The sequence below is a fragment of the Streptomyces sp. NPDC053673 genome (assembly GCF_055585225.1).
Window position 1 is genome coordinate 110,718 of record NZ_JBVJKN010000014.1, and the last position, 22,483, is coordinate 133,200.

At 69.7% G+C, this 22,483-nt stretch carries 22 protein-coding genes and 1 pseudogene; 8 read left to right on the forward strand and 15 right to left on the reverse strand.

Annotated features, from left to right (window positions below; genetic code table 11):
* Positions 1-186 precede the first annotated feature (186 nt).
* Positions 187-420: a PTS sugar transporter subunit IIB gene (locus ACZ6ZQ_RS21045; protein WP_093660495.1), complete on the reverse strand. Its 234-nt coding sequence runs from the start codon at positions 418-420 to the stop codon at positions 187-189.
* A 224-nt stretch (positions 421-644) separates the two neighbouring features.
* On the opposite strand from ACZ6ZQ_RS21045, the gene ACZ6ZQ_RS21050 reads away from it, so the two are divergent.
* Together ACZ6ZQ_RS21050 and ACZ6ZQ_RS21055 are read left to right on the forward strand one after the other, a co-directional pair.
* The gene (locus ACZ6ZQ_RS21050) at positions 645-1,916 is read left to right on the forward strand and encodes a PTS transporter subunit EIIC (RefSeq protein ID WP_469770030.1); all 1,272 of its coding nucleotides are present in this window, start codon (positions 645-647) and stop codon (positions 1,914-1,916) included.
* Positions 1,917-2,115: 199 nt separating this feature from the next.
* Positions 2,116-3,381 carry a PTS transporter subunit EIIC gene (locus ACZ6ZQ_RS21055; RefSeq protein ID WP_469770031.1) on the forward strand — a complete coding sequence of 422 codons (1,266 nt, stop codon included), beginning with the start codon at positions 2,116-2,118 and terminating at the stop codon, positions 3,379-3,381.
* 143 nt (positions 3,382-3,524) lie between these two features.
* On the opposite strand, the pseudogene ACZ6ZQ_RS21060 reads toward ACZ6ZQ_RS21055, so the two are convergent.
* The 3 genes and pseudogenes from ACZ6ZQ_RS21060 to ACZ6ZQ_RS21070 all read right to left on the reverse strand — a co-directional run.
* A pseudogene (locus tag ACZ6ZQ_RS21060) lies at positions 3,525-3,925 on the reverse strand (universal stress protein); the annotation flags it as partial.
* Positions 3,915-5,462, reverse strand: a complete 1,548-nt coding sequence (locus ACZ6ZQ_RS21065) for an APC family permease (RefSeq protein ID WP_469770032.1) — start codon at positions 5,460-5,462, stop codon at positions 3,915-3,917. The gene ACZ6ZQ_RS21065 and the pseudogene ACZ6ZQ_RS21060, both read right to left, overlap by 11 nt.
* Positions 5,463-5,614: 152 nt before the next feature.
* The gene (locus ACZ6ZQ_RS21070) at positions 5,615-6,367 is read right to left on the reverse strand and encodes an MBL fold metallo-hydrolase (RefSeq protein ID WP_469770033.1); all 753 of its coding nucleotides are present in this window, start codon (positions 6,365-6,367) and stop codon (positions 5,615-5,617) included.
* Positions 6,368-6,599: 232 nt separating this feature from the next.
* Here ACZ6ZQ_RS21070 and ACZ6ZQ_RS21075 point away from each other — a divergent pair, with 232 nt between their 5' ends.
* Positions 6,600-7,061, forward strand: a complete 462-nt coding sequence (locus ACZ6ZQ_RS21075; RefSeq protein ID WP_469770034.1) for a type II toxin-antitoxin system PemK/MazF family toxin — start codon at positions 6,600-6,602, stop codon at positions 7,059-7,061.
* A gap of 140 nt (positions 7,062-7,201) precedes the next feature.
* On the opposite strand, the gene ACZ6ZQ_RS21080 is transcribed toward ACZ6ZQ_RS21075, so the two are convergent.
* From ACZ6ZQ_RS21080 to ACZ6ZQ_RS21100, 5 genes are all read right to left on the reverse strand, one after another.
* Positions 7,202-8,152, reverse strand: coding sequence for a PLP-dependent cysteine synthase family protein (locus tag ACZ6ZQ_RS21080; protein ID WP_453667950.1), 951 nt, complete (start codon positions 8,150-8,152; stop codon positions 7,202-7,204).
* A gap of 6 nt (positions 8,153-8,158) precedes the next feature.
* A complete protein-coding gene (locus ACZ6ZQ_RS21085; protein WP_469770035.1) occupies positions 8,159-8,437 on the reverse strand; it encodes a MoaD/ThiS family protein in 279 nt (92 codons plus the stop codon).
* A gap of 106 nt (positions 8,438-8,543) precedes the next feature.
* Positions 8,544-8,666 carry a putative leader peptide gene (locus ACZ6ZQ_RS21090; RefSeq protein WP_453667952.1) on the reverse strand — a complete coding sequence of 41 codons (123 nt, stop codon included), beginning with the start codon at positions 8,664-8,666 and terminating at the stop codon, positions 8,544-8,546.
* Positions 8,667-8,754: 88 nt separating this feature from the next.
* The gene (locus ACZ6ZQ_RS21095; protein ID WP_469770036.1) at positions 8,755-9,177 is read right to left on the reverse strand and encodes a M67 family metallopeptidase; all 423 of its coding nucleotides are present in this window, start codon (positions 9,175-9,177) and stop codon (positions 8,755-8,757) included.
* Positions 9,178-9,235: 58 nt separating this feature from the next.
* Positions 9,236-10,036, reverse strand: coding sequence for a TetR/AcrR family transcriptional regulator (locus ACZ6ZQ_RS21100; RefSeq protein ID WP_469770037.1), 801 nt, complete (start codon positions 10,034-10,036; stop codon positions 9,236-9,238).
* A gap of 108 nt (positions 10,037-10,144) precedes the next feature.
* Between ACZ6ZQ_RS21100 and ACZ6ZQ_RS21105 the strand changes: the two genes are divergently transcribed.
* Together ACZ6ZQ_RS21105 and ACZ6ZQ_RS21110 are read left to right on the forward strand one after the other, a co-directional pair.
* Complete coding sequence (locus ACZ6ZQ_RS21105) at positions 10,145-12,496, forward strand: MMPL family transporter (RefSeq protein ID WP_469770038.1); 2,352 nt, start codon at positions 10,145-10,147, stop codon at positions 12,494-12,496.
* Positions 12,493-13,197: an LmeA family phospholipid-binding protein gene (locus ACZ6ZQ_RS21110; protein WP_469770039.1), complete on the forward strand. Its 705-nt coding sequence runs from the start codon at positions 12,493-12,495 to the stop codon at positions 13,195-13,197. Before ACZ6ZQ_RS21105 ends, ACZ6ZQ_RS21110 begins: the two co-directional genes overlap by 4 nt.
* A 69-nt stretch (positions 13,198-13,266) precedes the next feature.
* On the opposite strand, the gene ACZ6ZQ_RS21115 is transcribed toward ACZ6ZQ_RS21110, so the two are convergent.
* From ACZ6ZQ_RS21115 to clpS, 3 genes are all read right to left on the reverse strand, one after another.
* Positions 13,267-14,715, reverse strand: coding sequence for an amino acid permease (locus ACZ6ZQ_RS21115; protein ID WP_469770040.1), 1,449 nt, complete (start codon positions 14,713-14,715; stop codon positions 13,267-13,269).
* Between the two features lie 319 nt (positions 14,716-15,034).
* Complete coding sequence (locus ACZ6ZQ_RS21120) at positions 15,035-15,634, reverse strand: DUF2017 domain-containing protein (RefSeq protein WP_469770041.1); 600 nt, start codon at positions 15,632-15,634, stop codon at positions 15,035-15,037.
* Positions 15,634-15,945 carry an ATP-dependent Clp protease adapter ClpS gene (gene clpS, locus ACZ6ZQ_RS21125; RefSeq protein WP_469770042.1) on the reverse strand — a complete coding sequence of 104 codons (312 nt, stop codon included), beginning with the start codon at positions 15,943-15,945 and terminating at the stop codon, positions 15,634-15,636. The genes ACZ6ZQ_RS21120 and clpS overlap by 1 nt, the downstream gene beginning before the upstream one ends.
* 175 nt (positions 15,946-16,120) lie before the next feature.
* Between clpS and ACZ6ZQ_RS21130 the strand changes: the two genes are divergently transcribed.
* Entirely contained in the window at positions 16,121-17,449 is a 1,329-nt protein-coding gene (locus ACZ6ZQ_RS21130) for a nicotinate phosphoribosyltransferase (protein ID WP_469770104.1), read from the forward strand.
* A 147-nt stretch (positions 17,450-17,596) separates the two neighbouring features.
* Positions 17,597-18,181: an isochorismatase family protein gene (locus tag ACZ6ZQ_RS21135; protein ID WP_469770043.1), complete on the forward strand. Its 585-nt coding sequence runs from the start codon at positions 17,597-17,599 to the stop codon at positions 18,179-18,181.
* 121 nt (positions 18,182-18,302) lie between these two features.
* Here ACZ6ZQ_RS21135 and ACZ6ZQ_RS21140 read toward each other — a convergent pair whose 3' ends face one another.
* Both ACZ6ZQ_RS21140 and ACZ6ZQ_RS21145 read right to left on the reverse strand, forming a co-directional pair.
* The gene (locus tag ACZ6ZQ_RS21140; RefSeq protein WP_469770044.1) at positions 18,303-18,620 is read right to left on the reverse strand and encodes a hypothetical protein; all 318 of its coding nucleotides are present in this window, start codon (positions 18,618-18,620) and stop codon (positions 18,303-18,305) included.
* Between the two features lie 120 nt (positions 18,621-18,740).
* On the reverse strand, positions 18,741-21,176 hold the full coding sequence (locus tag ACZ6ZQ_RS21145) for an immune inhibitor A domain-containing protein (RefSeq protein ID WP_469770045.1): 2,436 nt from the start codon (positions 21,174-21,176) through the stop codon (positions 18,741-18,743).
* A gap of 425 nt (positions 21,177-21,601) precedes the next feature.
* On the opposite strand from ACZ6ZQ_RS21145, the gene ACZ6ZQ_RS21150 reads away from it, so the two are divergent.
* Positions 21,602-21,928, forward strand: coding sequence for a hypothetical protein (locus ACZ6ZQ_RS21150; protein WP_469770046.1), 327 nt, complete (start codon positions 21,602-21,604; stop codon positions 21,926-21,928).
* On the opposite strand, the gene ACZ6ZQ_RS21155 is transcribed toward ACZ6ZQ_RS21150, so the two are convergent.
* Positions 21,917-22,399 (reverse strand): RDD family protein, encoded by a 483-nt coding sequence (locus ACZ6ZQ_RS21155; RefSeq protein ID WP_469770047.1) that lies wholly within the window; start codon positions 22,397-22,399, stop codon positions 21,917-21,919. The two genes, ACZ6ZQ_RS21150 and ACZ6ZQ_RS21155, sit on opposite strands and share 12 nt — an antisense overlap.
* Between the last annotated feature and the right edge of the window lie 84 nt (positions 22,400-22,483).

The window sequence follows — 22,483 nt, forward strand, 5'->3', positions numbered from 1 at the left end:
CGTCGCTCACGCATGCCCTCGGTTCGCTTCTCCGCCCACTCGGCGAAACCGCGGGCATCATCGCCACCCGCGGCCCGGCGGCCTCGCGTGCGTCGCTCACGCATGCCCTCGGTTCGCTTCTCCGCCCACTCGGCGAAACCGCGGGCATCATCGCCACCCGCGGCCCGGCGGCCTCGCGTGCGTCGCTCACATCATGTCTTCGATGTCCGCGGCGATGGGGTCGGCGTCGGTGCCGATGACGACCTGGATCGCGGTACCCATCTTGACGACGCCGTGGGCGCCGGCGGCCTTCAGCGCGGCCTCGTCGACCTTGCTCGGGTCCACGACCTCGGTGCGGAGGCGGGTGATGCAGCCCTCGACCTCTTCGATGTTGTCGATACCGCCGAGCCCGGCGACGATCTTCTCAGCCTTGCTGGCCATACGTTTCTCCCTAGGTCTTCTGGGCCGGGGTCCGGGGCGGGGCCGCTGGTCCGTTTTGTCACGGTAACTCACGGTTGGCCCAACTTCGCGAGCGAGTAGCAGCCTCGTATCGAATGATGACGATCACCGGCACCCCGCCCGCGGTCGGGCCCGGGGAGCCTACCGCAACTGGTCTACACCAGTGTGCAACGACCGTCAGGAGAGGCCCTTCCGGGAGGACGCCGATGAGTGCCGAGAGCGCGGCCGCGCCCGCACCACCGGAGCGGAAGTGGCGGAGCGGGGTCCTCCCCGGGCTCCAGAGGATCGGCCGGAGCCTCCAGCTGCCGGTGGCGGTCCTCCCGGCGGCCGGGCTGCTGGTCGGCCTCGGCCGCCTCTTCGAGGCGTATCTGCACGGAGCATTCTGGGACAAGACGTCGGACGTCCTCCTCACAGCCGGCCTGGGCATCCTCGACCCCAGCCTCGGACTCCCGCTGCTCTTCTGCGTCGGCATCGCCATCGGCTTCGCGAAGAAGGCCGACGGCTCGACCGCGCTCGCCGCCATGACCGGCTTCCTCGTCTACCACAACGTACTCAAGGCCTTTCCGGTCGCCGGCTCGGTGACCGAGAAGACCCCGGACGGCATTCCACAGAACCCCGGAGTCCTCGGCGGCATTCTGATCGGCCTGCTGACGGCCACGATCTGGCAGCGTTACCACCGCACGAAGCTCGTCGACTGGCTCGGCTTCTTCAACGGCCGGCGACTCGTCCCGATCATCATGGCGTTCCTGTGCTGCGCACTGGGCGCAATGTTCGGGCTCCTGTGGGAGCCGGTGGGTGACGCGCTGAACTGGTTCTCCAAGCAGCTGATCGACCTCGGCGCCTGGGGTGCGGGCATCTTCGGTGTCGCCAACCGTCTGCTCATCCCCATCGGAATGCACCAGTTCCTGAACGTCTTCTTCTGGTTCCAGGCAGGCGAGTACACCGAACCGGACGGCACGACCGTCCAGGGCGACCTCACCCGCTTCTTCGCCGAGGACCCCTCCGCGGGCCAGTTCATGTCCGGCTTCTTCCCGATCTTCATGTTCGGCCTGCCGGCCGCCGCGCTCGCCATCACGCACTGCGCCCGGCCCGAGCACCGCAAGCGGGTGGGGGGCCTGATGTTCGCGGCCGCCCTGACCTCCTTCGTCACCGGTGTCACCGAGCCGCTGGAGTTCTCCTTCATGTTCGTGGCGCCGCTGCTGTACGGGATCCACGCCCTGCTCACGGGCGCCTCGATGGCGATCACCTGGGCGCTCGGCGTCCACGCGGGCTTCAGTTTCTCGGCCGGGTTCATCGACTACATCGTGTACTGGCACCTGGACACGAAGCCATGGCTGATCATTCCGATCGGCGCCTGCTTCGCGGTCGTCTACTACGTGATCTTCCGGATCGCCATCACGGCGTTCAACATCCCAACCCCCGGGCGGGAACCGGAGGAGATCCAGGAACAGCTGGAGAAGGACGCCACCAAGGCGTAGGGCCTTTGTCTGCATTGACCGGTTATGGCCGAGGCCACAGAAATCACAGGTTCCTTATCCCACCCTCACCGTGCTACAACAGGTCTACACCTCTGACTGGTGTAGACCACGCGGTTTCAAACCACCGCGTTCCCCCTGAGACGCTGCCGTCCCCCTCTGCCCCTGGTCCCGGGCGGCGCCTTGCCCACTGGAGGAAGTTGTGTCCACGGCTAGCGCCGCCCCCGCGGCCCAGAAGAAGAAGGGCGCCGGCGTGATGGCTGTCATGCAGCGCATCGGCCGCAGCCTCATGCTGCCGGTCGCGGTGCTGCCGGCGGCCGCGCTGCTCGTGCGTTTCGGCCAGCCCGACATGCTCGCGAGGGAGTCGTTCCCGGACTTCGTCACCAAGATAGCCGGGTACATGGCGGCCGGTGGCGACGCGATCCTCGCCAACATGGCGCTGCTGTTCGCCGTCGGTATCGCCATCGGTTTCGCCAAGAAGTCGGACGGCTCGACGGCGCTGGCTGCGGTGACCGGCTACTTGGTCTTCAAGAACGTGCTGGCCACGTTCACGGACCCGAACCTGGACAAGGTCGCCAAGGTCGTCGACGGCAAGATCGTCATGACCGAGGCCCCGGTGGACGCCAAGGTCCTCGGCGGCGTGGTGATGGGCATCGTCGTCGCCCTGCTGTACCAGAAGTTCTACCGGACCAAGCTGCCGGACTGGGCGGGCTTCTTCGGCGGTCGCCGCCTCGTCCCGATCCTCTCCGCCTTCGCGGGCCTGGTCATCGGCATCGTCTTCGGCCTGATCTGGCCGGTCCTCGGCACGGGTCTGCACAACGTCGGCGAGTGGCTGGTCGGCTCCGGGGCGGCCGGCGCGGGCATCTTCGGTGTCGCCAACCGTGCGCTGATCCCGATCGGCATGCACCACCTGCTGAACTCCTTCCCGTGGTTCCAGGCCGGCACGTACGAGGGCAAGAGCGGCGACATCGGGCGCTTCCTCGCCGGCGACCCGACCGCCGGACAGTTCATGACCGGCTTCTTCCCGATCATGATGTTCGCCCTCCCGGCGGCCTGCCTGGCGATCGTGCACTGCGCCCGCCCCGAGCGCCGCAAGGTCATCGGCGGCATGATGTTCTCCCTCGCGCTGACCTCGTTCCTCACCGGTGTGACCGAGCCGATCGAGTTCACGTTCATGTTCATCGCTCCGGTGCTGTACGCGGTCCACGCGGTGCTGACCGGTGTCTCGATGGCGCTGACCTGGGCGCTCGGCATGCGGGACGGCTTCGGCTTCTCGGCCGGCGCGGTGGACTTCTTCCTGAACCTGGGTATCGCGTCCAACCCGTGGGGCCTGGCTCTGGTGGGCCTCTGCTTCGCGGCGGTCTACTACGTGGTCTTCCGCTTCGCGATCACCAAGTTCAACCTCCCGACGCCGGGCCGCGAGTCCGACGAGGAGCTGGCGGAGCTGCAGAAGGCCGAGGCCAAGTAAGCGGTTCTCGCAAGCACGCACGCAGATGCCCCGCCTTCCGTACCGGAGGGCGGGGCTTTCCGCATACCTCGGCCTTGCCCGCTCACTGCGCTCACTCCACCGGTCTGGCTCCGCTCGCTCCTCGGCCTCACTCCTCGGCCTCGCTCCTCGGCCGGCACGCACAGCACCGGGACCGTCGACAGATGCAGCAGCTTGTGCGGGGTCGAGCCGAGCAGAGCGTCCCGCATCGGGCTCTCGCCGTAACTGCCGACGATGATCACCCGCGCGTCATGGCGGCCGGCTGCTTCGAGGAGCGCCTCCGCCGGTTTCTTGTCGATGATCTCGACGGCCGACGGTACGCCCGCGTCGTCGGCGGCCTCGACCGCGTGCGCGAGGGCGATACGTCCGGTCTGCCGGATGGCTTCGTAGTGGGCCCGGTACTCCTCCCGCAGCACGCCCGGGGCCGCGCTCCGAAGACCAGCACGAGCGGTTCGCCGAACGCCGCCGACACCTCGAGCGCGACCCGCAGCGCACGCACCGAGCCGGGCGACTCGTCATACCCCAGGACGACCTACATCCCAGGGCCCCTTGGTGCCGCGTGCGACCTCGGGGTCGGCCACCCCGGGGCGCTCGCTCCAGAACCTCGCTGCCGTGAGGCGTCGCGCAGCCATGAGCAACAGCCCCACGATCAGGATGAAGATGCCGATGACGAGTGGCGGGCCGAAGCCGAACCACGAGACACCGCTGTAGGAGTTCGCGGGGTCGGACATGTCGATGACGGACTCCACGAGCAGCCATGCCAGCAGCGCAGCGCCGATCAGCGGGCCCACCCCGATGAGGAAGAAGTTGCGGACGCTCTCGGTCAGCTGGCGCCGGTAGTACACGGCGCAGGCGACTCCGGTCAGCGCGTAGTAGAACGCGATGAGCAGCGACAGTGCAGTGAGCGAGTCGAAGAGGGCGTTCTCGCTGATCCGGCTGACGCCGAGGTACCAGGCGATGGCGACGACGGCGACGGCCCACGTGCTCACGTACGGCGTACGGAAGCGCGGGTGGATCCGGGCGAAGACGGACGGCAGCGCACCCCGGCGGGCCATCGACAGTCCCGTGCGCGACGACGGGATGATCGTCGTCTGCGTCGAGGCCAGCGCGGACGTCGAGACCGCGAACAGCACCAGCCAGTCCCAGCCGCCCATGACCTGACCTGCGAGCAGGGCGAAGACGAACTCCTCCTTGGCGGCGTTCTCGGCGAGGAAGGCCGGTCCGGCGAACGCCACGACCGCGATGCCGACCGACAGGTACGTCACCAGCAGCACGATCGTCGACCAGATGCCGGCTCGTCCGGGGGCACTTGCCGAGTTCCTGACCTCTTCGGTGAGGTTGACCGCCGACTCCCAGCCCCAGTACATGAACACGCCCAGCAGCAGACCTCCGGTCAGTGCGGCGCCGCCGGCCCCGAACGGGTTCAGCCACTCGATCTCCGGTTGGACGGGACCGAGGGGGCTCGTACCCGCGTAGACGCGGTAGATCGCGACGACGGCGAAGGCGAGCAGCGAGACGACCTGGGCCAGGATGAGCACGTTCTGCACATGGGCCGACGCCTCGGTGCCGATGACGCAGATGGTCGTCATCACGAGGATGACGACCACTGTCAGCAGCTGGCGTACGAAGTCGTTCGCGGCCCAGCTGTCCGGGCCGACGGTGAGCAGGCCGAAGCCGACGGCGACGTCGGCGAGCGAGCCGACCACCAGCACGCCGGTCATCATGATCGCCCAGCCGCCGATCCACCCCGCCCAGGGGCCCATGGCCCGGGTGACCCACGAGAACGTCGTGCCGCAGTCCTGGTCGACCCTGTTGAGGTAGAAGAATGCCGACGCGATCAGCAGCATCGGCACGAAGGACGCGAGCACCACGCCGGGGGCGTAGATGCCCACCAGAGCCACGACCGCGCCGATGACCGCGGCGAGGGAGTACGCGGGCGAGGTGGAGTTGATGCCGATGACCAGCGCGTCGAGGAACCCGATCGCGTTGTGCTTGAGCTCCCCCGGCCCCTCCTTGTGGTGCGAGCTGGGCGGGGGCGGGCGGTCCATGACGTCATCGGCCATGTGTCCTCGCAGATCAGGGCGATGTGTCGCTTTCACGTAATTTTAGCGAGGCGGGCCGAAGGGGGCCTGCGCGGTACTGCGGCACATCGGTACTGCGCTGCTTCGGTACTGCGGCACATCGGCGCTGCACTGCTGCGCTACGAGGACAGGCCCTAGATCTCGTAGACCGCGCCCGCGACCGCCAGCTCGGCGGGCCCGTCGTACACCGCGCGGGCGTCCGCCAGGTTCCGCTCGGCGTCCGTCCACGGCGGGATGTGGGTGAGCACGAGACGCCGCGCCCCGGCACGGGCGGCGTGGGCTCCGGCCTCCCGGCCGTTGAGGTGGAGGTCCGGGATGTCTTCCTTGCCGTGCGTGAAGGCCGCCTCGCAGAGGAAGAGGTCGGTGCCGTCGGCGAGCTCGACGAGGGGGTCGCAGACGCCCGTGTCGCCGGAGTACGTGAGCGAGCGGCCGTCGTGTTCGACGCGGATGGCGAAGGTGTCCACGGGGTGCGCGACCTTCTCCGTGCGGACCGAGAACGGGCCGATCTCGAAGGAGCCCGGCTTGAGCGTGTGGAAGTCGAAGACCTCGCTCATCGACTTGTCCGAGGGGGTGTCCGCGTAGGCGGTGGTGAGGCGCTGCTCCGCACCCTCGGGCGCGTACACCGGGATGGCGTCGCAGCGGCCGCCGTCGTGGCGGTAGTAGCGGGCCACGAAGTATCCGCACATGTCGATGCAGTGGTCCGCGTGCAGATGACTGAGAAAGATGGCGTCGAGGTCGTAGAGACCGATGTGGCGCTGCAGCTCGCCGAGGGCGCCGTTACCCATGTCGAGGAGCAGCCGGAAGCCGTCGGCCTCTACGAGGTAGCTCGAACAGGCCGATTCCGCGGACGGGAACGACCCCGAGCAGCCGACGACGGTGAGCTTCATGGAGCTTGAACCTCCGTGGACGGTCGTTCGTGAACGGGGAACGGGGCGGGCTGAGGGGCGAGCGCGGGGGAGGTCGTGCGGTTTGTTGAGCGTACGGCGCGAAGGGGTCGGCCGCTCCTTCGCGGCGGCTCGTTGTGGGGGAACTCACCTGCCCTGTCACCGGATAGGACGAGGTGCGCGGGCGTGTGTGCGGTGCGCACGGCACCGGGTGCGCGCCGGTACCGTCTGAGGTATGGATACGTCCTGGTGGCTGGCGCTCGGCGCGGTGGTGGTGATCGCGCTGGTGGCTGCGGTGATGCGGGTACGGCCCGGGGGGCGGGTGCGCCCGCCCGGCAGGCCGCGCGGGCGCGTGGCAGGTCCCCCGGCGCCGGCCGGCCCGAAGCGGCGTCCGCAGCCGGGCGAGATCTGGTGGGCGGATGTTCCGTACGAGGACGGACCCGGCTCCAAGGACCGGCCGTGCCTGGTCCTGCGGGTCCACGGCGGCGCGGCCCGCGTCGCCAAGATCACCAGCAAGTACCACGACGCGCGCCCCGGCGTGATCCCGCTCCCGCCGGGTGCGGTGGGCGACGCGCACGGCCGCCCGAGCTTCCTGGAGACGGATGAGGTGCGGGAGGTCCGGGTCCGCGACTTCCGCCGCCGTGTCGGGGTGGTGGACCCGCTGCTGTGGGACCAGGTGCGGCACCTGTCGCCGTAACCGGGGCGAGCCCCGGAGCCCCGTACGCCCTTGAGGCGCGTCCTCGATCGCCGGACGCGGCCGGGTCTGCCGGCCCGTCCGGCGATCGAGGAGCGGGGTCCGGGCGCGGGCTCCCCGGGTGTCCGGGGCGGGGTCCCGGGTCAGGCCCAGAGCTGGCCGTGCAGCGTTTCGATCGCGGCCTCGGTCGTCGGGGCCGTGTAGACGCCCGTCGAGAGGTACTTCCAGCCGCCGTCGGCGACGACGAAGACGATGTCCGCGGACTCGCCCGCCTTGAGCGCCTTCTTGCCGACACCGATCGCGGCGTGCAGCGCCGCGCCCGTGGACACGCCCGCGAAGATGCCCTCCTGCTGCAGGAGCTCACGGGTGCGGGCCACCGCGTCGGCCGAGCCGACCGAGAAGCGGGAGGTGAGGACGGAGGCGTCGTACAGCTCCGGGACGAAGCCCTCGTCGAGGTTGCGCAGGCCGTAGACGAGGTCGTCGTAGCGCGGCTCCGCGGCGACGATCTTGATGTCGGGCTTGTGCTCGCGCAGGAAGCGGCCGACGCCCATGAGCGTGCCCGTGGTGCCGAGGCCCGCGACGAAGTGGGTGACGGAGGGCAGGTCGGCGAGGATCTCGGGGCCGGTGGTGGCGTAGTGGGCGCCCGCGTTGTCCGGGTTGCCGTACTGGTAGAGCATCACCCAGTCCGGATGTTCGGCGGCCAGCTCCTTCGCGACGCGGACCGCCGTGTTGGAGCCGCCCGCGGCCGGCGACGAGATGATCTCGGCGCCCCACATCGTGAGCAGGTCACGGCGCTCCTGCGAGGTGTTCTCCGGCATCACGCAGACGATGCCGTAGCCCTTGAGCTTCGCCGCCATCGCCAGCGAGATCCCGGTGTTGCCGCTGGTCGGCTCCAGGATCGTGCAGCCGGGGGTGAGCCGGCCGTCCTTCTCCGCCTGCTCGATCATGTGGAGCGCGGGGCGGTCCTTGACCGAGCCGGTCGGGTTGCGGTCCTCGAGCTTGGCCCAGATGCGGACGTCCTCCGACAGGGAGAGCCGGGGCAGCCGGACCAGCGGCGTGTTGCCGACCGCGGCGAGCGGGGAGTCGTAGCGCATCCGGGATCAGACCATGCCGCCGGCCACGGCCGGCAGAATCGTGACGTTGTCGCCGTCGGACAGCTTGGTGGAGATGCCGTCGAGGAAACGGACGTCCTCGTCGTTCAGGTACACGTTCACGAAGCGCCGCAGCTGGTCCCCGTCCACGATCCGGGTCTGGATTCCGGTGTGCCGGGTCTCCAGGTCGGCGAAGAGCTCGGCGAGGGTGTCCCCGTTGCCCTCCACGGCCTTGGCGCCGTCGGTGTAGGTGCGGAGGATGGTCGGGATGCGGACCTCGATGGCCATGGCATGGGCTCCTGTCGGAAGGACGTAGGGGCGATACGTGTGGGGCGCGCGGCTCGGCCCCCCGCGCGGGGGTTGGTGCGGAGGGTGGTGCGCTCGGGGCCGTGGCTCAGGCCGGACGGCGGTCCGCGCAGCGCGTACAGATGGCGCTGGCGAGGCGGCACAGGTCGACGTGCAGCCGCGCAACGAGCAGCATGCCCGGCGTCTTCTCGCTCACGTCGTTCGAAACCATGCGGTCATCGTAACGATTCCCGCTCCGGCTCCCGGAATGTGATCTCGCATCGTGGACCCGAACTGTTCGTCAGGCGGACGCTCGGTACTCAGTACGCCTCGACGACCTTGACGTCCTCCTCGGTGATCTCACCCTCGACGATCCGGAACGAGCGGAACTGGAACGGTCCCGCGTCGTCCGTGTCCGCCGTGGACACCAGGACGTAGTGCGCGCCGGGCTCGTTGGCGTACGAGATGTCGGTACGGGACGGGTAGGCCTCGGTCGCCGTGTGGGAGTGGTAGATGATCACCGGCTCCTCGTCGCGGTCGTCCATCTCCCGGTACAGCTTGAGCAGATCCGCCGAGTCGAACTCGTAGAACGTGGGCGAGCGGGCGGCGTTCAGCATCGGGATGAACCGCTCGGGCCGTCCCTCGCCGACGGGTCCTGCGACCACGCCGCAGGCCTCGTCGGGGTGGTCCGCGCGGGCGTGGGCGACGATCTGGTCGTACAGGGCCTGGGTGATGGTCAGCATGGGGACGAGAATAGGCGGACGGCCACCGGATCTGAGATCCGGGGACCATTGACTGAGATCATTCCCGCGGCTCGGGGTCGTGGCAGGTCTCCGGCCGTCCCTCCGGCCGCCCGTCCGGACGCTCGTGCGGCAAGTCGTCCGGTCGCTCGTGCGGCCGCTCGTCCGGCCGGTCGGACACGGCGAGCAGCGCGTGCACCGTGGTCTCCATCGCACGGCGGGCGGCCTCCGGCTCCAGGCCGCCGCTGCGCCAGTGGTACCAGGCGCCCCATGTGGTCACCGCGTCCAGCCCGTTGAGCAGGTCGGCCCTGCGTCCCTCCGGGAGCCGGCCGAGCTCCACGGCGAAGATCTCGGTCAGCCGCTGCCGGGCGAAGTGCATGACCTGCCGGGTGGCCTCGTCGACGCGCTCGGAGAGCTGGTCCATCCGCATCATGGTCAGCCGCGCCGGCGTGATCCACTCCAGGATGCGGGCGCGCTGCTCGACGAGCGCCGCCACCCGCGCCTCCCGCGGCCCGTCCGTCGGCAACGGCTTGATCTGTGCGGCCAGCTGGTCCAGGCGCCGGGCGATGGCGGTGTCCGCGAGCTGCGCCATGTCGGCGAAGTGATGGAACACCAGGCGCCGGGACACCCCGGCGCGCTCGGCGACACGGTCCGCCGGGAACTGCGTCTGCCCCTCGTCCAGCAGGGACAGCATCGCGTCGGCGATCTTCTCGCGGGTCTGCCGGCCGCGCTCGGTGCGGCCGTCCCGCGCGCCGCCGCGCGCCCGTTCACGAGCTTCGCCCTGCACCGTTTCCCGGGTGCCCGTCCGGGCGCTGCCCGGCGCCTGCGATTCCGCCTGTGGTTGCGGCTGCGGCTGCTTCACGTCGGCTCCTCCCATCCCTGCGTTGACATTGTTGCACTCTCGATGCAACTGTGCGGATTGCACGCCGAGTGCAATAACTTCCGCCGCACGAGAGGGACGGCTCATCCGATGCTCCTGTCCGTAGGGCGCTGGTGCGCCCGCAGACCCAAGCGGACCGTGGCCGCCTGGCTGCTTCTGCTCACCGCCGTGGCCGCCGCGGTGGGCGTGTTCGGAACGGCCACCACCGAGGCCGTGACCATCCCGGGCAGCGACAGCCAGGCGGCACGGGACACGGCCAGAGCCTTCTCCGACGCGGCCTCCGGCCGGCAGCCCGTCGTCCTGTACGCACCGCCGGGCGCCCCGCCCCTCACCGCGGCCGGGCAGCGCGAGGCGGTCGAGGAGGCCGCGCGGGCCATCGAGGACGTGGCACACGTCACGGCCGTCACCACGCCCTACGAACCGGCGGGCCGCGGCGCCCTCAGTGCCGATGGCCGGACGGGTCAGCTCGTGGTCGAACTCGACGTCACCGGCCGGGACATCACGCCCGGAACCACCCGGAGCATCACGGACGCGGCCGCCGAGGCCACCGGGGCCGGCATCGAGGTGACCCCCGGCGGCGATCTCGCCGCCGCCGCGGACAAGGGCTCCAGCGGGCACAGCGAGATCATCGGGCTGGCGGCCGCCTTCGTCATCCTCGCCGTGGGCTTCGGCAGCCTGGTCGCGGCGGGGGTCCCGCTGCTCACGGGGACGATCGGCCTGGCCGTCTCCCTGTGTGCGATCGGCCTGGCGGGCCACCTGATGGACATGCCGTCCTCGGGCACGACCATCGCGGCGATGATCGGTCTCGGCGTGGGCATCGACTACACGCTCTTCTGCCTGACCAGGTTCCGTGAGCTGCGGGCGGCCGGCCTGGGCGTCGAGGAGGCGGCCGCGCGCACCACGGCCGGCTCCGGCAAGGCCGTCGTGTTCGCGGGCAGCGCGGTCATCGCCGCGCTCGCCGGGCTCGCGCTGGGCGGCCTGCCGCTGCTCCACGCGCTGGCGCTCGCGCCGGGGATCGCCGTACTGGTCGCCATGGCGGCCACGCTCACCCTGCTGCCCGCCGTGCTCTCGCTGCTCGGGCGGCGGCTCACACCCAAGGCGCGTGCGACGGACCCCGTGAGCGGGGCGACGGACCCCGCGAACGAGGAGACGGACCCAGGGCGCGGGGAGACGTCCGGCGCGGCGCTGCCCGATGCCGGACGGGAACACCCCGATGCCGGACAGGAGCGCCCCGATGCCGGCCGGGAACGCCCTGAAGCCGGACAGGAGCGCCTCCGCGGCTGGGGCCGCATCGCCGGGTACGTGGCCTCGCGGCCGTGGCGCTGTCTCCTGGCCGCGCTCGTCCTTACCGGTGTGCTCGCCGCCCCCGCCGCGCAGTTGACCTTCGGTCAGCTCGACGCGGGCGACAAAGCCACCGGAACGGCGAGCCGGACCGCGTACGACCGGCTGGCCGACGCCTTCGGCCCCGGCGCCAACGGCCCCCTGCAGATCGTGTCCACGCTGCCCACCCCGGCGTCCGGCCCCGGCGACACCCGGATCACGGACGTCACCGCCGCCCTGCGCACGGCCCACGGCGTCACGGCCGTCGGACCCGCGCAGCTGGACGCCGACGGCACACACGCGCGCTGGCAGGTCACCCCCACCACCGCGCCCGGCGACCCGGCCACCGTCGAACTGGTCCATCTGCTGAGGGACGAGACCCTGCCCGACGCCACCGCGGGCACCGGCCAGGTGACCCATGTCGGCGGAGCCACCGCCGCCCAGGCCGATCTGAACGAACGTCTGGGCCGGCGGCTGCCGCTGGTCGTGGGCTTCGTCCTCGCCGTCGCCGCTCTGCTCCTGCTGGCAGCCTTCCGCTCCCCGGTCGTCGCGGTGAAGGCCGCACTGATGAACCTGGTTTCGGTCGCCGCGTCCTGCGGTGTGCTCACCGCGGTCTTCCAGTGGGGCTGGGGCGCGTCCCTGATCGGGCTCGAAGGCCCGATACCGATCCCCGGATACGTCCCCCTGCTGATGTTCGCCGTACTGTTCGGACTCTCCATGGACTACGAGGTCTTCCTGCTCAGCGCGGTCCGGGCGGCCTATCTGCGCGACGGGGACACCCTGCGGGCCGTGATCACCGGGCTCGCCGCAACCGGGCGGATCATCACCTCCGCCGCACTGATCATGGTCAGCGTCTTCCTCAGCTACCTGCTGTCCGACGACCCCGTGGTCAAGATGTTCGGCATCGGCCTGGCCACGGCCGTCGCGCTGGACGCCACCGTCGTCCGCGGCGTTCTCGTCCCGTCCACGATGGTCCTGCTGGGCCGCGCCAACTGGTGGCTGCCCCGCTGGCTGGACCTGCTGCTGCCGCACATGGCCGTCGAGGACGACGGCCACGTCCCGGCCCCGGCCGCTCCCGCGCCGGGCAGCGCCTCCCTCGTCGGCGTGAAAGGCTCAGCGTGATCCGGATTTTGGCCCGCGGCCCAAGACGGCTGCTGTGGACGTCGCTCGCGCTGGGTGCGGTACTCGCCGCGCTGCCCCTCGCCGACCGGATCGCCGCCGCGGTCGCCGAGGAGCGGCTCGCCGAGCGGATCGCCGGAGCGCAGAGTGCCGTGGTCGGCACCCCGCGGGTGAGCATCGACGCCTTCCCCTTCCTGCTGAACGCCGCAGAGGGAACGTTCCCCCGGGTGGCGGTACGGGCCGACGCCGTGACCGGGGAAGGGCAGCCCGTACAGGCGTCGGTGGAGCTGCGCGACGTCAGGGAAAAGGCCGGTGCGTACACGGCCGCTGCCGCCGACGCACGGTTCACCGCGCCCTTCGGCTCCTTCGGCGCCGGTCCCGGCGAGGGCGCTTCGCTCTCCGCGGACGCGGACGGACGCCTGCGCGTCGAGCGTGAGTTCCTCGGTCTGCCGCTGGTTGTCGTCGCCGAGCTGCGGCTGGCCGGGCGCACCATCACCGTGGTGCCCGTCGCCGCGTCGTTCGCGGGGCGGCCGGTCGACCCGGCGGGCCCCCGTATCGCCGCGGCCTTCGAGGGCCGTCAGCGCACCGTGCCGGAGCTGCCCGCCGGGCTCACCCCGACCGATGTCTCGGTCGGCGATGCCGGCGTGACGCTCCACGCCCGCGCGAGGGACGTCCGGCTCACCCCGGGCGGGTCCGGAGCCTGACGCACATCGGGTCATGCCGGGCGAGGAGGCCCGGCATGACCCGATGGATGGTGCGAGGGGAGCGTGCCGTTACTTGGCGACGTCCGCGTACTCGCGGGTGGGCGCGGCGGTGAGCTGCGCCTTGCGGGACTTCTTCATGAAGGCCCAGCCGATGGCGAGCGCGACGGCCCAGCCGGCGCCGACGTACAGGCTCACACGGGAGTCCGGGTCGTACGCGATCAGGCCCGTCACGAAGAGCAGGAACACCAGGGCGATCCAGCTGCAGACCGCGCCGCCGGGAGCCGGGAACGAGGAGGCGGGCAGCCGTCCGGCCTCGACCGCGCGGCGGTAGCGGATGTGGCTGACGAGGATCATGATCCAGGTCCAGATGCCGGCCGCGGTGGCCACCGAGGTGACGTAGCCGAACGCCTTCTCCGGGACGACGTAGTTGAGGAGCACGCCGATGCCCATGAGGGCCACGGAGACGGTGATGCCGATGGCCGGGGTCTTGCTGGCGGCCAGCTTGCCCAGGACCTTCGGGGCCTCGCCGTTGGAGGCCAGGTCGCGCAGCATACGGCCGGTCGAGTACATGCCGGAGTTGCAGGACGACAGGGCCGCGGTGAGGACGACGAAGTTGACGATGGCCGCACCGGCCGGGATGCCGATCTTGGCGAAGGCGGCGACGAAGGGGCTCACGCCGGGCGCGAACTCCGTCCACTTGACCACGCACAGGATGACCGTGAGGGCACCGACGTAGAAGAGGGCGATCCGCCAGGGCAGCGAGTTGATGGCCTTGGGCAGGGTCTTCTCGGGGTTCTCGGACTCACCTGCGGTGACGCCGACCAGCTCGACGGCGAGGTAGGCGAACATCACGCCCTGCAGGGTCATCAGGCTGGAGCCGATGCCCTTGGGGAAGAAGCCGTCGAAGGCCCACAGGTTGGAGACGGCGGCGGTGTCACCCGCGGCGCTGAAGCCGAAGGTCAGCACACCGAGACCGATGACGATCATGCCGACGAGCGCGGTCACCTTGACCATCGAGAACCAGAACTCGATCTCGCCGAAGAGCTTCACCGAGATCAGGTTGGCGACGTAGAGGACGACCAGGAAGACCAGGGCCGTGACCCATTGCGGGACCGAGGGGAACCAGTAGTTGATGTAGATCGCGGCGGCGGTGAGCTCCGCCATGCCGGTCACGATCCACATCAGCCAGTACGTCCAGCCGGTGACATAGCCGAAGAACGGGCCGAGGAACTCCCGGGAGTACTCCGCGAAGGAACCGGAGACCGGCCGGTAGAGGAGCAGCTCGCCGAGCGCCCGCATGATGAAGAAGATGATCACGCCCGCGAGGGCGTACATGAGGATGAGGCTGGGTCCGGCCTTCGCGATGTTCGCTCCGGCTCCCAGGAACAGGCCCACACCGATGGCGCCACCGATGGCGATCATCTGGACCTGGCGGGGGCCGAGCCCACGCTCGTATCCCTCGCTCGAAGTTGCCGCGGCCTCGTTGCCGTCATGCTTGTCGACCCGCGCTGAGGTCATGGATGCTGCGCCTTTCTCCATGCTGACCCGCGCCGCTTGCGTACGGCTGCGGATCAGGTCCTGATCCCCCCGGATATGGATGGAGTGCCACCGGCGGTCTGCCGGTCGAAGCGCACCCGGAAACAGGGGTGGCGTCTCCGGGCGGTCGTGAAGATTTATCACGGCCGCAACATTGATCCATTCAGGGCGATGTGACGCACCGCACAGGAAGAACCGGACAAACCTCACCTGGCGCAGCAAAGCAGGGTGAGTGAGTGACGCGATCGTTATCCGGATTTGAGTGTCCGTTGAGCGAACAGCGCCGGGTGTCGCGGTGGCCCTACGGCATCATCGTCTCGACGAGCGTCTCCTGGAGCGCACCGAGCCAGAGGTACGCCATGACCATCGGCTTGCGCGGGTCGGAGTCCGGCAGCCGGTACAGCTCGCCGCCCTCGTCCTCGTCGGTGACCTCGAGCCGGGTGCCGATGGTGAGCCGCAGGTCGTTGAGCGCGCCGAGCCAGTGCTGGGAGTCGTCAGCGGTCAGCTTCAGAACCGCGCCGCCCTCGCCCGTCGAGGTGAGCGCGTCGAGATTGCGGACGACCGCGAGGGCGTCGTCGCGCTTGCGGCCGCGCAGATCGTTCTCCGTGAAGCGCCGGAACTCGGCGGAGAACTCACGGAGTTCATCGGCGTTGTCGGCGCCTTCGCCCTCCGGGCCGCCGTACGCGTCCGGGAAGAGGCGGGCCAGCGCCGGGTCGGAGGGCGGCTCGCTCGGGCCGTCCGCGAAGAGCGCGGCGAGCGGGTCCTCCCCCTTGGCGGGCTCGTCGCCCGGGCCGATCAGCTCCAGCAGTTGGACGGCGAGCGAGCGGAGGATGGAGATCTCGACCTCGTCGAGAGCGACGGCGGCGCCACCACCGGGCAGCGCTTCGAAGTGTCCGGCCATCACTTACGTTCCTGGGAGAGCGTCGCCCACAGTCCGTAGCCGTGCATCGCCTGCACGTCACGTTCCATTTCTTCGCGGCTGCCGCTGGAGACGACCGCGCGGCCCTTGTGGTGGACGTCCAGCATCAGTTTGTGGGCCTTGTCCTTGGTGTAGCCGAAGTAGGCCTGGAAGACGTACGTGACGTAGCTCATCAGATTGACCGGATCGTTGTGGACGATCGTCACCCAGGGGACGTCGGGTTCGGGTACGGCGAAGGTCTCCTCGGCCGACTGGGTCTGCTCGATCTCTAGAGGCACAGTCACTCCACCCATGCTGCCACCCGAGGGGCGCTGTCGCACAAACGACCCCGCGCGTTTCGCGGACATCTCGTCACTCTGACGAGATTGGGGGTAGCATCCTTTGCATGGCTGCGATCCCCGGGGCCGACCTCCTGTCCCCCGGCCTGCCCGATCGGCAGCTCAGGACGAGAGTGCGAGGTTGACCGTTGTGAACGTTGGGGATCTGGGGCTGCCGGTGGACGTGCCGTCGACCGCGCTCTTCACCGACCAGTACGAGTTCACGATGCTCCAGGCGGCGCTGAGGGCCGGGACCGCCGATCGCCGCTCGGTCTTCGAGGTCTTCACCCGACGGCTGCCCGAGGGCCGCCGCTACGGCGTGGTCGCGGGCATCGGACGCGTCCTGGACGCCGTGGAGAACTTCCGGTTCGACCCGGGCGTGCTCGGCTTCCTCCACGACCGGCGGATCGTCGACGAGCCGACCCTCCAGTGGCTGTCCGACTACCGCTTCAGCGGCGACATCTGGGGCTACCCGGAGGGCGAGGTGTACTTCCCCGGCTCGCCGATCCTGCGGGTCGAGGGCTCCTTCGCCGAGTGCGTGCTGCTGGAGACCGTGATCCTGTCGATCCTCAACCACGACTCGGCGATCGCGGCCGCCGCCTCCCGTATGTCGTCCGCCGCCGGCGGGCGCAGGCTCATCGAGATGGGCGCCCGGCGCACGCACGAGCTCTCCGCCGTCGCCGCCTCGCGCGCCGCGTACGTCGGAGGCTTCAACTCCACCTCCGACCTCGCCGCGGGGTTCCGCTACGGCATCCCGACGGTCGGCACCAGCGCGCACGCCTTCACCCTGCTGCACGACACCGAGCGGGACGCCTTCCGGGCCCAGGTGGAGTCACTCGGACGGGGGACGACCCTCCTCGTCGACACGTACGACGTCGCCGAGGCCGTCCGTACCGCCGTCGAGGTCGCCGGTCCGGAGCTCGGTGCCGTACGCATCGACTCCGGGGACCTGCTGCTGGTCGCCCACCGGGTACGGCAGCAGCTGGACGAGCTGGGGGCGCGGAACACGAAGATCGTCGTGACGTCGGACCTCGACGAGTACGCGATCGCCTCGCTGGCCGCGGCGCCCGTGGACGCGTACGGAGTGGGTACCCAGCTGGTCACCGGCAGCGGTCACCCGACCTGCTCCATGGTCTACAAGCTGGTCGCCCGCGCCGCCTCCGCCGACCCGCAGGCCCCGCTCACCCCGGTGGCGAAGAAGTCCCTCGGCGGGAAACTGTCCGTGGGAGGCCGCAAGTGGGCCGCCCGCCGGGCCGACGACGAGGGCGTCGCCGAGGCCGAGGTGCTGGGCACCGGACAGGTCCCGGACGCGCTCGCGGACCGGCAGCTGCTGGTGGAGCTGGTCAAGGGCGGCGAGATAGTCGCCCGTGAGCCGCTGGACGCGGCGCGTGAGCGGCACATCGCGGCGCGTGCGGCGCTGCCCATGTCGGCGGTCCAGCTGTCCCGTGGCGAGCCGGTGATCCCCACGGAGTACCTGTAAACCGCATGAACCCCGGATGACCCTGGAGGCAACGACAGCGGTATTAGCAGGCAAATGCCCCCTCCCGCAAGGCGGTTGAAGTCTCTACCCTCAGAACATTGCCGCCGGACCGTCCCCCTCCTCACCCTCCACCGAAGGACACCCGCCATGCACCGCGCATTGATCGTCGTCGACGTTCAGAACGACTTCTGCGAGGGGGGCAGCCTCGCGGTGGCGGGGGGTGCGGATGTCGCCGCCGCCATCACCGACCTGATCGGTGCGGCCCAGCCCGGCTACCGCCACGTCGTGGCCACCCGCGACCACCACATCGATCCGGGCGACCACTTCTCGGAGCACCCCGACTACGTGGACACCTGGCCGGCCCACTGCGTCGCCGGTACGGAGGGGGTCGGCTTCCACCCGAACTTCGCCCCGGTGGTCGCCAGCGGGGCGATCGACGCGGTCTTCGACAAGGGGGCGCACGCGGCGGCGTACAGCGGCTTCGAGGGAACCGACGAGAACGGCTCGACGCTGGCGGAGTGGCTGCGCGCCCACAAGGTCACCGAGGTCGACGTCGTCGGGATCGCGACCGACCACTGCGTGCGCGCCACGGCCCTGGACGCGGCCCGCGAGGGCTTCCGCACGCACGTGCTCCTCGACCTCACGGCCGGGGTCTCCGAGGAGACGACGGACCGGGCGCTGGAGGAGCTGCGGAGCGCGGGCGTGGAGCTGTCCGGGAAGCCGGTGGTGTAGCCCCCGCGCCTCAAGCCCCCGGACGGGCTCCAGTGGCCTGTCCGGGTGCCCGAGGCGAAGCTCCGAGGGAGCTCGAGGACACGGCAGGAGGCCGTACGGGGGTCTTGGGGGCCTGCCCTGGTCACGCTCCGCCCGCGGGCTTCAGCAACGCTCGTATCGGGTGCCACAGCTCCTGCGTCGTGAGGCCCTCGTGCGTGCGCCAGACCAGGCCGTCCGGGTGGTGCAGCACCGCCGTGATCTCGTCCGGCGTCGGCGGTTCCGCGTTCCCCCGCAGATAGACCGCCCGCAGGCCCAGATTCCGCAGCCGGGTCAGGGCGCGGGCGCGGTTCGCCGCATGGACCAGGATCCGTACCGTGCCGCCGTCGCCGGCCGGGCTGGGCAGGCCTATCGCGACCACGACACTGCCTCCTGGCAGTTTGCAGAAGCCTCCGCCGGGCATGCCTCACGCTCCCCCGTACTCACTGTCAATAAGAACTTCGGTCAGACGCACCTAAACACGATCGGCCGCCGCCCGCTAGAGGGCGACGGCCGACCGTGTTCTGACCTGCGGCGATGCGCGTTACTTCGTCGAGGGGCCGACCTTCACGGTGATCGTCTGGCCGTTCTTCGGCTCGTTGACGATCGATATCCGAGTGTTGGTGTCAGCAACCTTGACACCGGCGGTCGCGGTCTCCTCGTACCAGTAGACACCCTTGCGGTCGTCGAAGACCGGGTTGCCCTTGTGCGAGGCGATCTTCAGCGCCGCGTCCGCCTTGTGCAGCGTGAAGGCGTCCGAGCGGAAGGTGCTGAAGGTCGAGTCGTACGACTGGATGCGGTTGCGCAGCAGGGTGCCGTCCGCCCACTTCATCGGCTTGGCGTTGGCGTCGATGGGGAGGACCAGGCCCTGGCCCGGGTGCTGGCTGGTGTTGTTGTCCTTCTGGGAGGTGTCCCAGAGCCAGATCAGCAGACCGTTCTGGTACGGGTAGTGCTCGACCCAGCCGTCCTTCGGCGCCTTGAAGCCGAAGTTGTACGGCCCGACCTTCAGGGTCTGGTCGTACGAGACGTACTGACGGTTCTCGGCCAGGTAGTACTGCTCGTACTCGTTGGTGAAGGACTCACCGATACGGGAGAAGCCCTTCGCGGTCCAGCCGTTGTCGTCACCCTCGGCGTTGTCCGTGAACAGCGGGGCGCCGTCGGCGTTGACGGTGATCGCGTCGGCCGTGAAGCCCTTGCCGCCCGCGCCGCCGTCGGTCTGGTAGCGGAAGCGGACGTCGACCTTCTTGCCCGCGTAGGCGTCCAGCGAGTAGACGAGCTTCTTGTTCCCCCCCGAGGCGCCGGTCAGCGCCGGGGCGTCGCTCGCGTCGCGCGGGATCGCCGCGCCGTCGGCGGTGCCGTCGACGGCGGTCCAGGTGGCGCCGCCGTCCGTCGAGACCTCGGCGTAGAGGAAGTCGTAGTCGGCCTCGATGTCCCACCAGCCCGAGAGCTCGAGGGACGCCTTGGACTTGCCGGTGAGGTCGACGGAGCGGGTGAGGGTGTTCTTGAGGTCGTCACCCATGTTGCTCCACCACTGCTTGGAGCCCTCGGCGGGCTTCACGATGGTGGTGGTGACCTTCTTCTTCGGCAGCTCGACGACGAGGGCCTGCGGGTTCTTGGTGTTGTACTCGGCCACACCCAGCTTGTGGGTGGACTTCGTCGCCGCCTTGCCCTTGGTGTAGTTGAGCCAGCCCAGCTGCAGCTTGTCCCAGGCGGTCATGTCGCCGGGCATGTCACCGATGGAGTCCTGGCCGGTGCCGAGCCACGAGCCGGACGACATCAGGGTCCAGAAGCCGGTGGAGTTGTCACCGCCGCCGGAGGTGTCGTAGTGGTCCGGCAGACCGAGGTCGTGGCCGTACTCGTGGGCGAAGACACCGAGGCCGCCGTTCTCCGGCTGCATGGTGTAGTCGCCGACCCAGATGCCGGTGCTGCCGATCTGGGTGCCGCCGGCCTTGTTGTTCGCCGGGCCGGTCTTGCCGGCGTCGGTGCCGTACGCGTACCAGCGGTGGGCCCACAGGGCATTCGCGCCCTCGGCGCCGCCGCCCGCCGACTCGTCCTCGCCGGCGTGGACGATCTGGAAGTGGTCGATGTAGCCGTCGGCCTCGTTGAAGTTGCCGTCGGCGTCGAAGTCGTAGCGGTCCCACTGGTCGTACTGGGACAGCGCGGCCTTGATCTGCTCGTCGGTCTTGCCCTTGGCCTTCTGGTCGGCCGTCCAGGCGGTGACGCCGTCCTTGACCGCGTCCCAGACGTTGCTGCAGTTGGACTGGCCGCAGTAGTTCGAGCCGTAGCGGGCCTCGTTGTAGTCGACCTTGACCCAGTCGGACACCGTGCCGTCGACCGAGTACCGGCCGGAGGAGGTCCGCTCGTAGTAGGTCTTCAGCGAGTGCTTGGGGTTCCCCTTCTTGTCCTTGCCCTCGCCGAAGTACAGGTCCTGGAAGTGCGCCTGGTTGAAGTCCTTCTGCCAGGCGGTGGAATTGTCCACCTTGCGGTCCGGCTCGGCGATCTTGTTGTGCAGCGGGCCGGGCGTACCGCCGTACTTCTTGACGGGCGGCTTCGGGCCCGCGCCGTCCGGGTCGAACATCGTGGTGTCGTCGACCTTGTCGCCGAACTCCACCAGGATCGTGAAGATCTTGTCGGTCTTCTCCCGTCCGAGCTCGACGTACTTCTTGTCGTCGAGCTTCACGACATTGGACGCGCCGCGCTTCTGCACGGTCGCGTCCCCGGATATGACCTGCTCCAGCGCGGCCTTGCGCTGCTGCTCCTGCTGCTTGCTGAACGGGCCCTCGAGGTCGTGGTCGACTCGGGCCTGGTCGTCGCCCTTGCCGTGGCCCGCGCCGGGCGCCGGGTCATGGCGCTCGATGCCGGCGGAGCCGGAGGGCTTGTTCTCGGCCTGGGCCGTGGTGAAGGCTCCGGCCGTCGCGCCGGTCGCGGCCAGAGCCACGAACACCGCGGACGCTCTGATCGCCCGTCGTCTGCTGGTCACTTGATGGTGTCCTCCCCCGCGCGCCGACGAAACCGCGGACCAACGGATGTGGGGTGGGATCCGCGCGCGGCAGCGCGTGCACAAGTGACGACATTTGACCGGAGTTACTGGAGAAAAGACAGACCTTGACTTGAACAGGCCAACTGCACTATGCAGTAGCGCAGTTCCGGATATCGGACGCATCTCGGATACAAGGCCCCATGCTTCCCCGGCGACCCTCTCGCGCCCTTGCGATCCGGTCAACAGGCGCACCGAGCAGGTCAGTTCATGAGACGAGTGACTCCATGCGCCCCCAGTGCACCGGCACCGTGGGTTAGGTCACGCTTACTACCGGTTCCTCTCGGGCATCCACCGTCGTAGAGTCGCCAGACAGTGCGACCCGTTGCGACACCACCGAATCAATGCTTCGAGGGACGGAAACCGTCATGCCGCGTCCGACTGCCGCACAGCTCGCCTACGGTTCGGCCACCGTCGTCGTCTCGACCGTCGCCATGCTTCTGCTCTCCCGCACCACGACGGGTATCGGCGTCGCGGTGATCGGAGTCTCCGCCCTCGCGCTGGGCCTGCTGGTCGCCGTGACCGTGCCCCTGCCCGCAAAGGCGAAGGCGGCGCGCACGGTCCCTGTGAACCGTGCCGCCGCCCTCGCGGGTCCCGCCCTCACCGTCGACGCCTCCGCGGAGTCCGCCGCCCGGGTGCCCGTCGCCCACGCCGGGGCCGAGCCCCGCGTCGGCGAGCATTCGCTACGCCGCTGACACCTCCACGGTCTTGGCGGCCTTGTCGTGCAGCCCCTGCTTGTACGGCTTGTCGACCAGGATCATGATCAGCAGGATGATCAACCAGACGAGGCCGACACAGTACGGAATCATCGTCGGCAGCCAGAAGACCACGGCCCGCATCAGCGCGGAGCCGGTGTCCGGAGTGCTCCCGTCGTTGAGCATCGCGACGCGCAGGTTCATCACTTTCTTGCCGAGGGTCTGACCGTTCCGTCTGACCATCAGGGTGTCGTAGGCGACATATGCCACGAGCGAGATGAACCAGAACCCGAACGCGGAGAGGGTGAACACATCACCCACGCCGTTCTCCCAGTCGTCGGGATCGGGCCCCGTGGCGAACCCCGTGGCGAAGTACAGGACAACCGCGAGGATCGCGAGCGGGATGCTGACGATCAGCCAATCGAGGAAGCGGGCGAGGATGCGCCTGCCGGAGTTCGCGAGCGGCGGCATGCCACGGAGTGGATCGGTCCCGCCGTAGGGGTCACCTCCGTAGGCGCTCGCATCGTACGGCGGCGGCGCACCGCCGCCGTACGG

Coding starts and splice junctions, on each gene's coding strand:
- ACZ6ZQ_RS21075 (WP_469770034.1), top strand. CDS start 6,600: ATGGATACGTCCTGGTGGCTGGCGCTCGGCGCGGTGGTGGTGATCGCG.
- ACZ6ZQ_RS21105 (WP_469770038.1), top strand. CDS start 10,145: ATGCTCCTGTCCGTAGGGCGCTGGTGCGCCCGCAGACCCAAGCGGACC.
- ACZ6ZQ_RS21135 (WP_469770043.1), top strand. CDS start 17,597: ATGCACCGCGCATTGATCGTCGTCGACGTTCAGAACGACTTCTGCGAG.
- ACZ6ZQ_RS21090 (WP_453667952.1), bottom strand. CDS start 8,666: ATGGTTTCGAACGACGTGAGCGAGAAGACGCCGGGCATGCTGCTCGTT.
- ACZ6ZQ_RS21045 (WP_093660495.1), bottom strand. CDS start 420: ATGGCCAGCAAGGCTGAGAAGATCGTCGCCGGGCTCGGCGGTATCGAC.
- ACZ6ZQ_RS21070 (WP_469770033.1), bottom strand. CDS start 6,367: ATGAAGCTCACCGTCGTCGGCTGCTCGGGGTCGTTCCCGTCCGCGGAA.
- ACZ6ZQ_RS21140 (WP_469770044.1), bottom strand. CDS start 18,620: ATGCCCGGCGGAGGCTTCTGCAAACTGCCAGGAGGCAGTGTCGTGGTC.
- ACZ6ZQ_RS21095 (WP_469770036.1), bottom strand. CDS start 9,177: ATGCTGACCATCACCCAGGCCCTGTACGACCAGATCGTCGCCCACGCC.
- ACZ6ZQ_RS21085 (WP_469770035.1), bottom strand. CDS start 8,437: ATGGCCATCGAGGTCCGCATCCCGACCATCCTCCGCACCTACACCGAC.
- clpS (WP_469770042.1), bottom strand. CDS start 15,945: ATGGGTGGAGTGACTGTGCCTCTAGAGATCGAGCAGACCCAGTCGGCC.
- ACZ6ZQ_RS21050 (WP_469770030.1), top strand. CDS start 645: ATGAGTGCCGAGAGCGCGGCCGCGCCCGCACCACCGGAGCGGAAGTGG.
- ACZ6ZQ_RS21150 (WP_469770046.1), top strand. CDS start 21,602: ATGCCGCGTCCGACTGCCGCACAGCTCGCCTACGGTTCGGCCACCGTC.
- ACZ6ZQ_RS21080 (WP_453667950.1), bottom strand. CDS start 8,152: ATGCGCTACGACTCCCCGCTCGCCGCGGTCGGCAACACGCCGCTGGTC.
- ACZ6ZQ_RS21155 (WP_469770047.1), bottom strand. CDS start 22,399: ATGCCGCCGCTCGCGAACTCCGGCAGGCGCATCCTCGCCCGCTTCCTC.
- ACZ6ZQ_RS21120 (WP_469770041.1), bottom strand. CDS start 15,634: ATGGCCGGACACTTCGAAGCGCTGCCCGGTGGTGGCGCCGCCGTCGCT.
- ACZ6ZQ_RS21115 (WP_469770040.1), bottom strand. CDS start 14,715: ATGACCTCAGCGCGGGTCGACAAGCATGACGGCAACGAGGCCGCGGCA.
- ACZ6ZQ_RS21065 (WP_469770032.1), bottom strand. CDS start 5,462: ATGGCCGATGACGTCATGGACCGCCCGCCCCCGCCCAGCTCGCACCAC.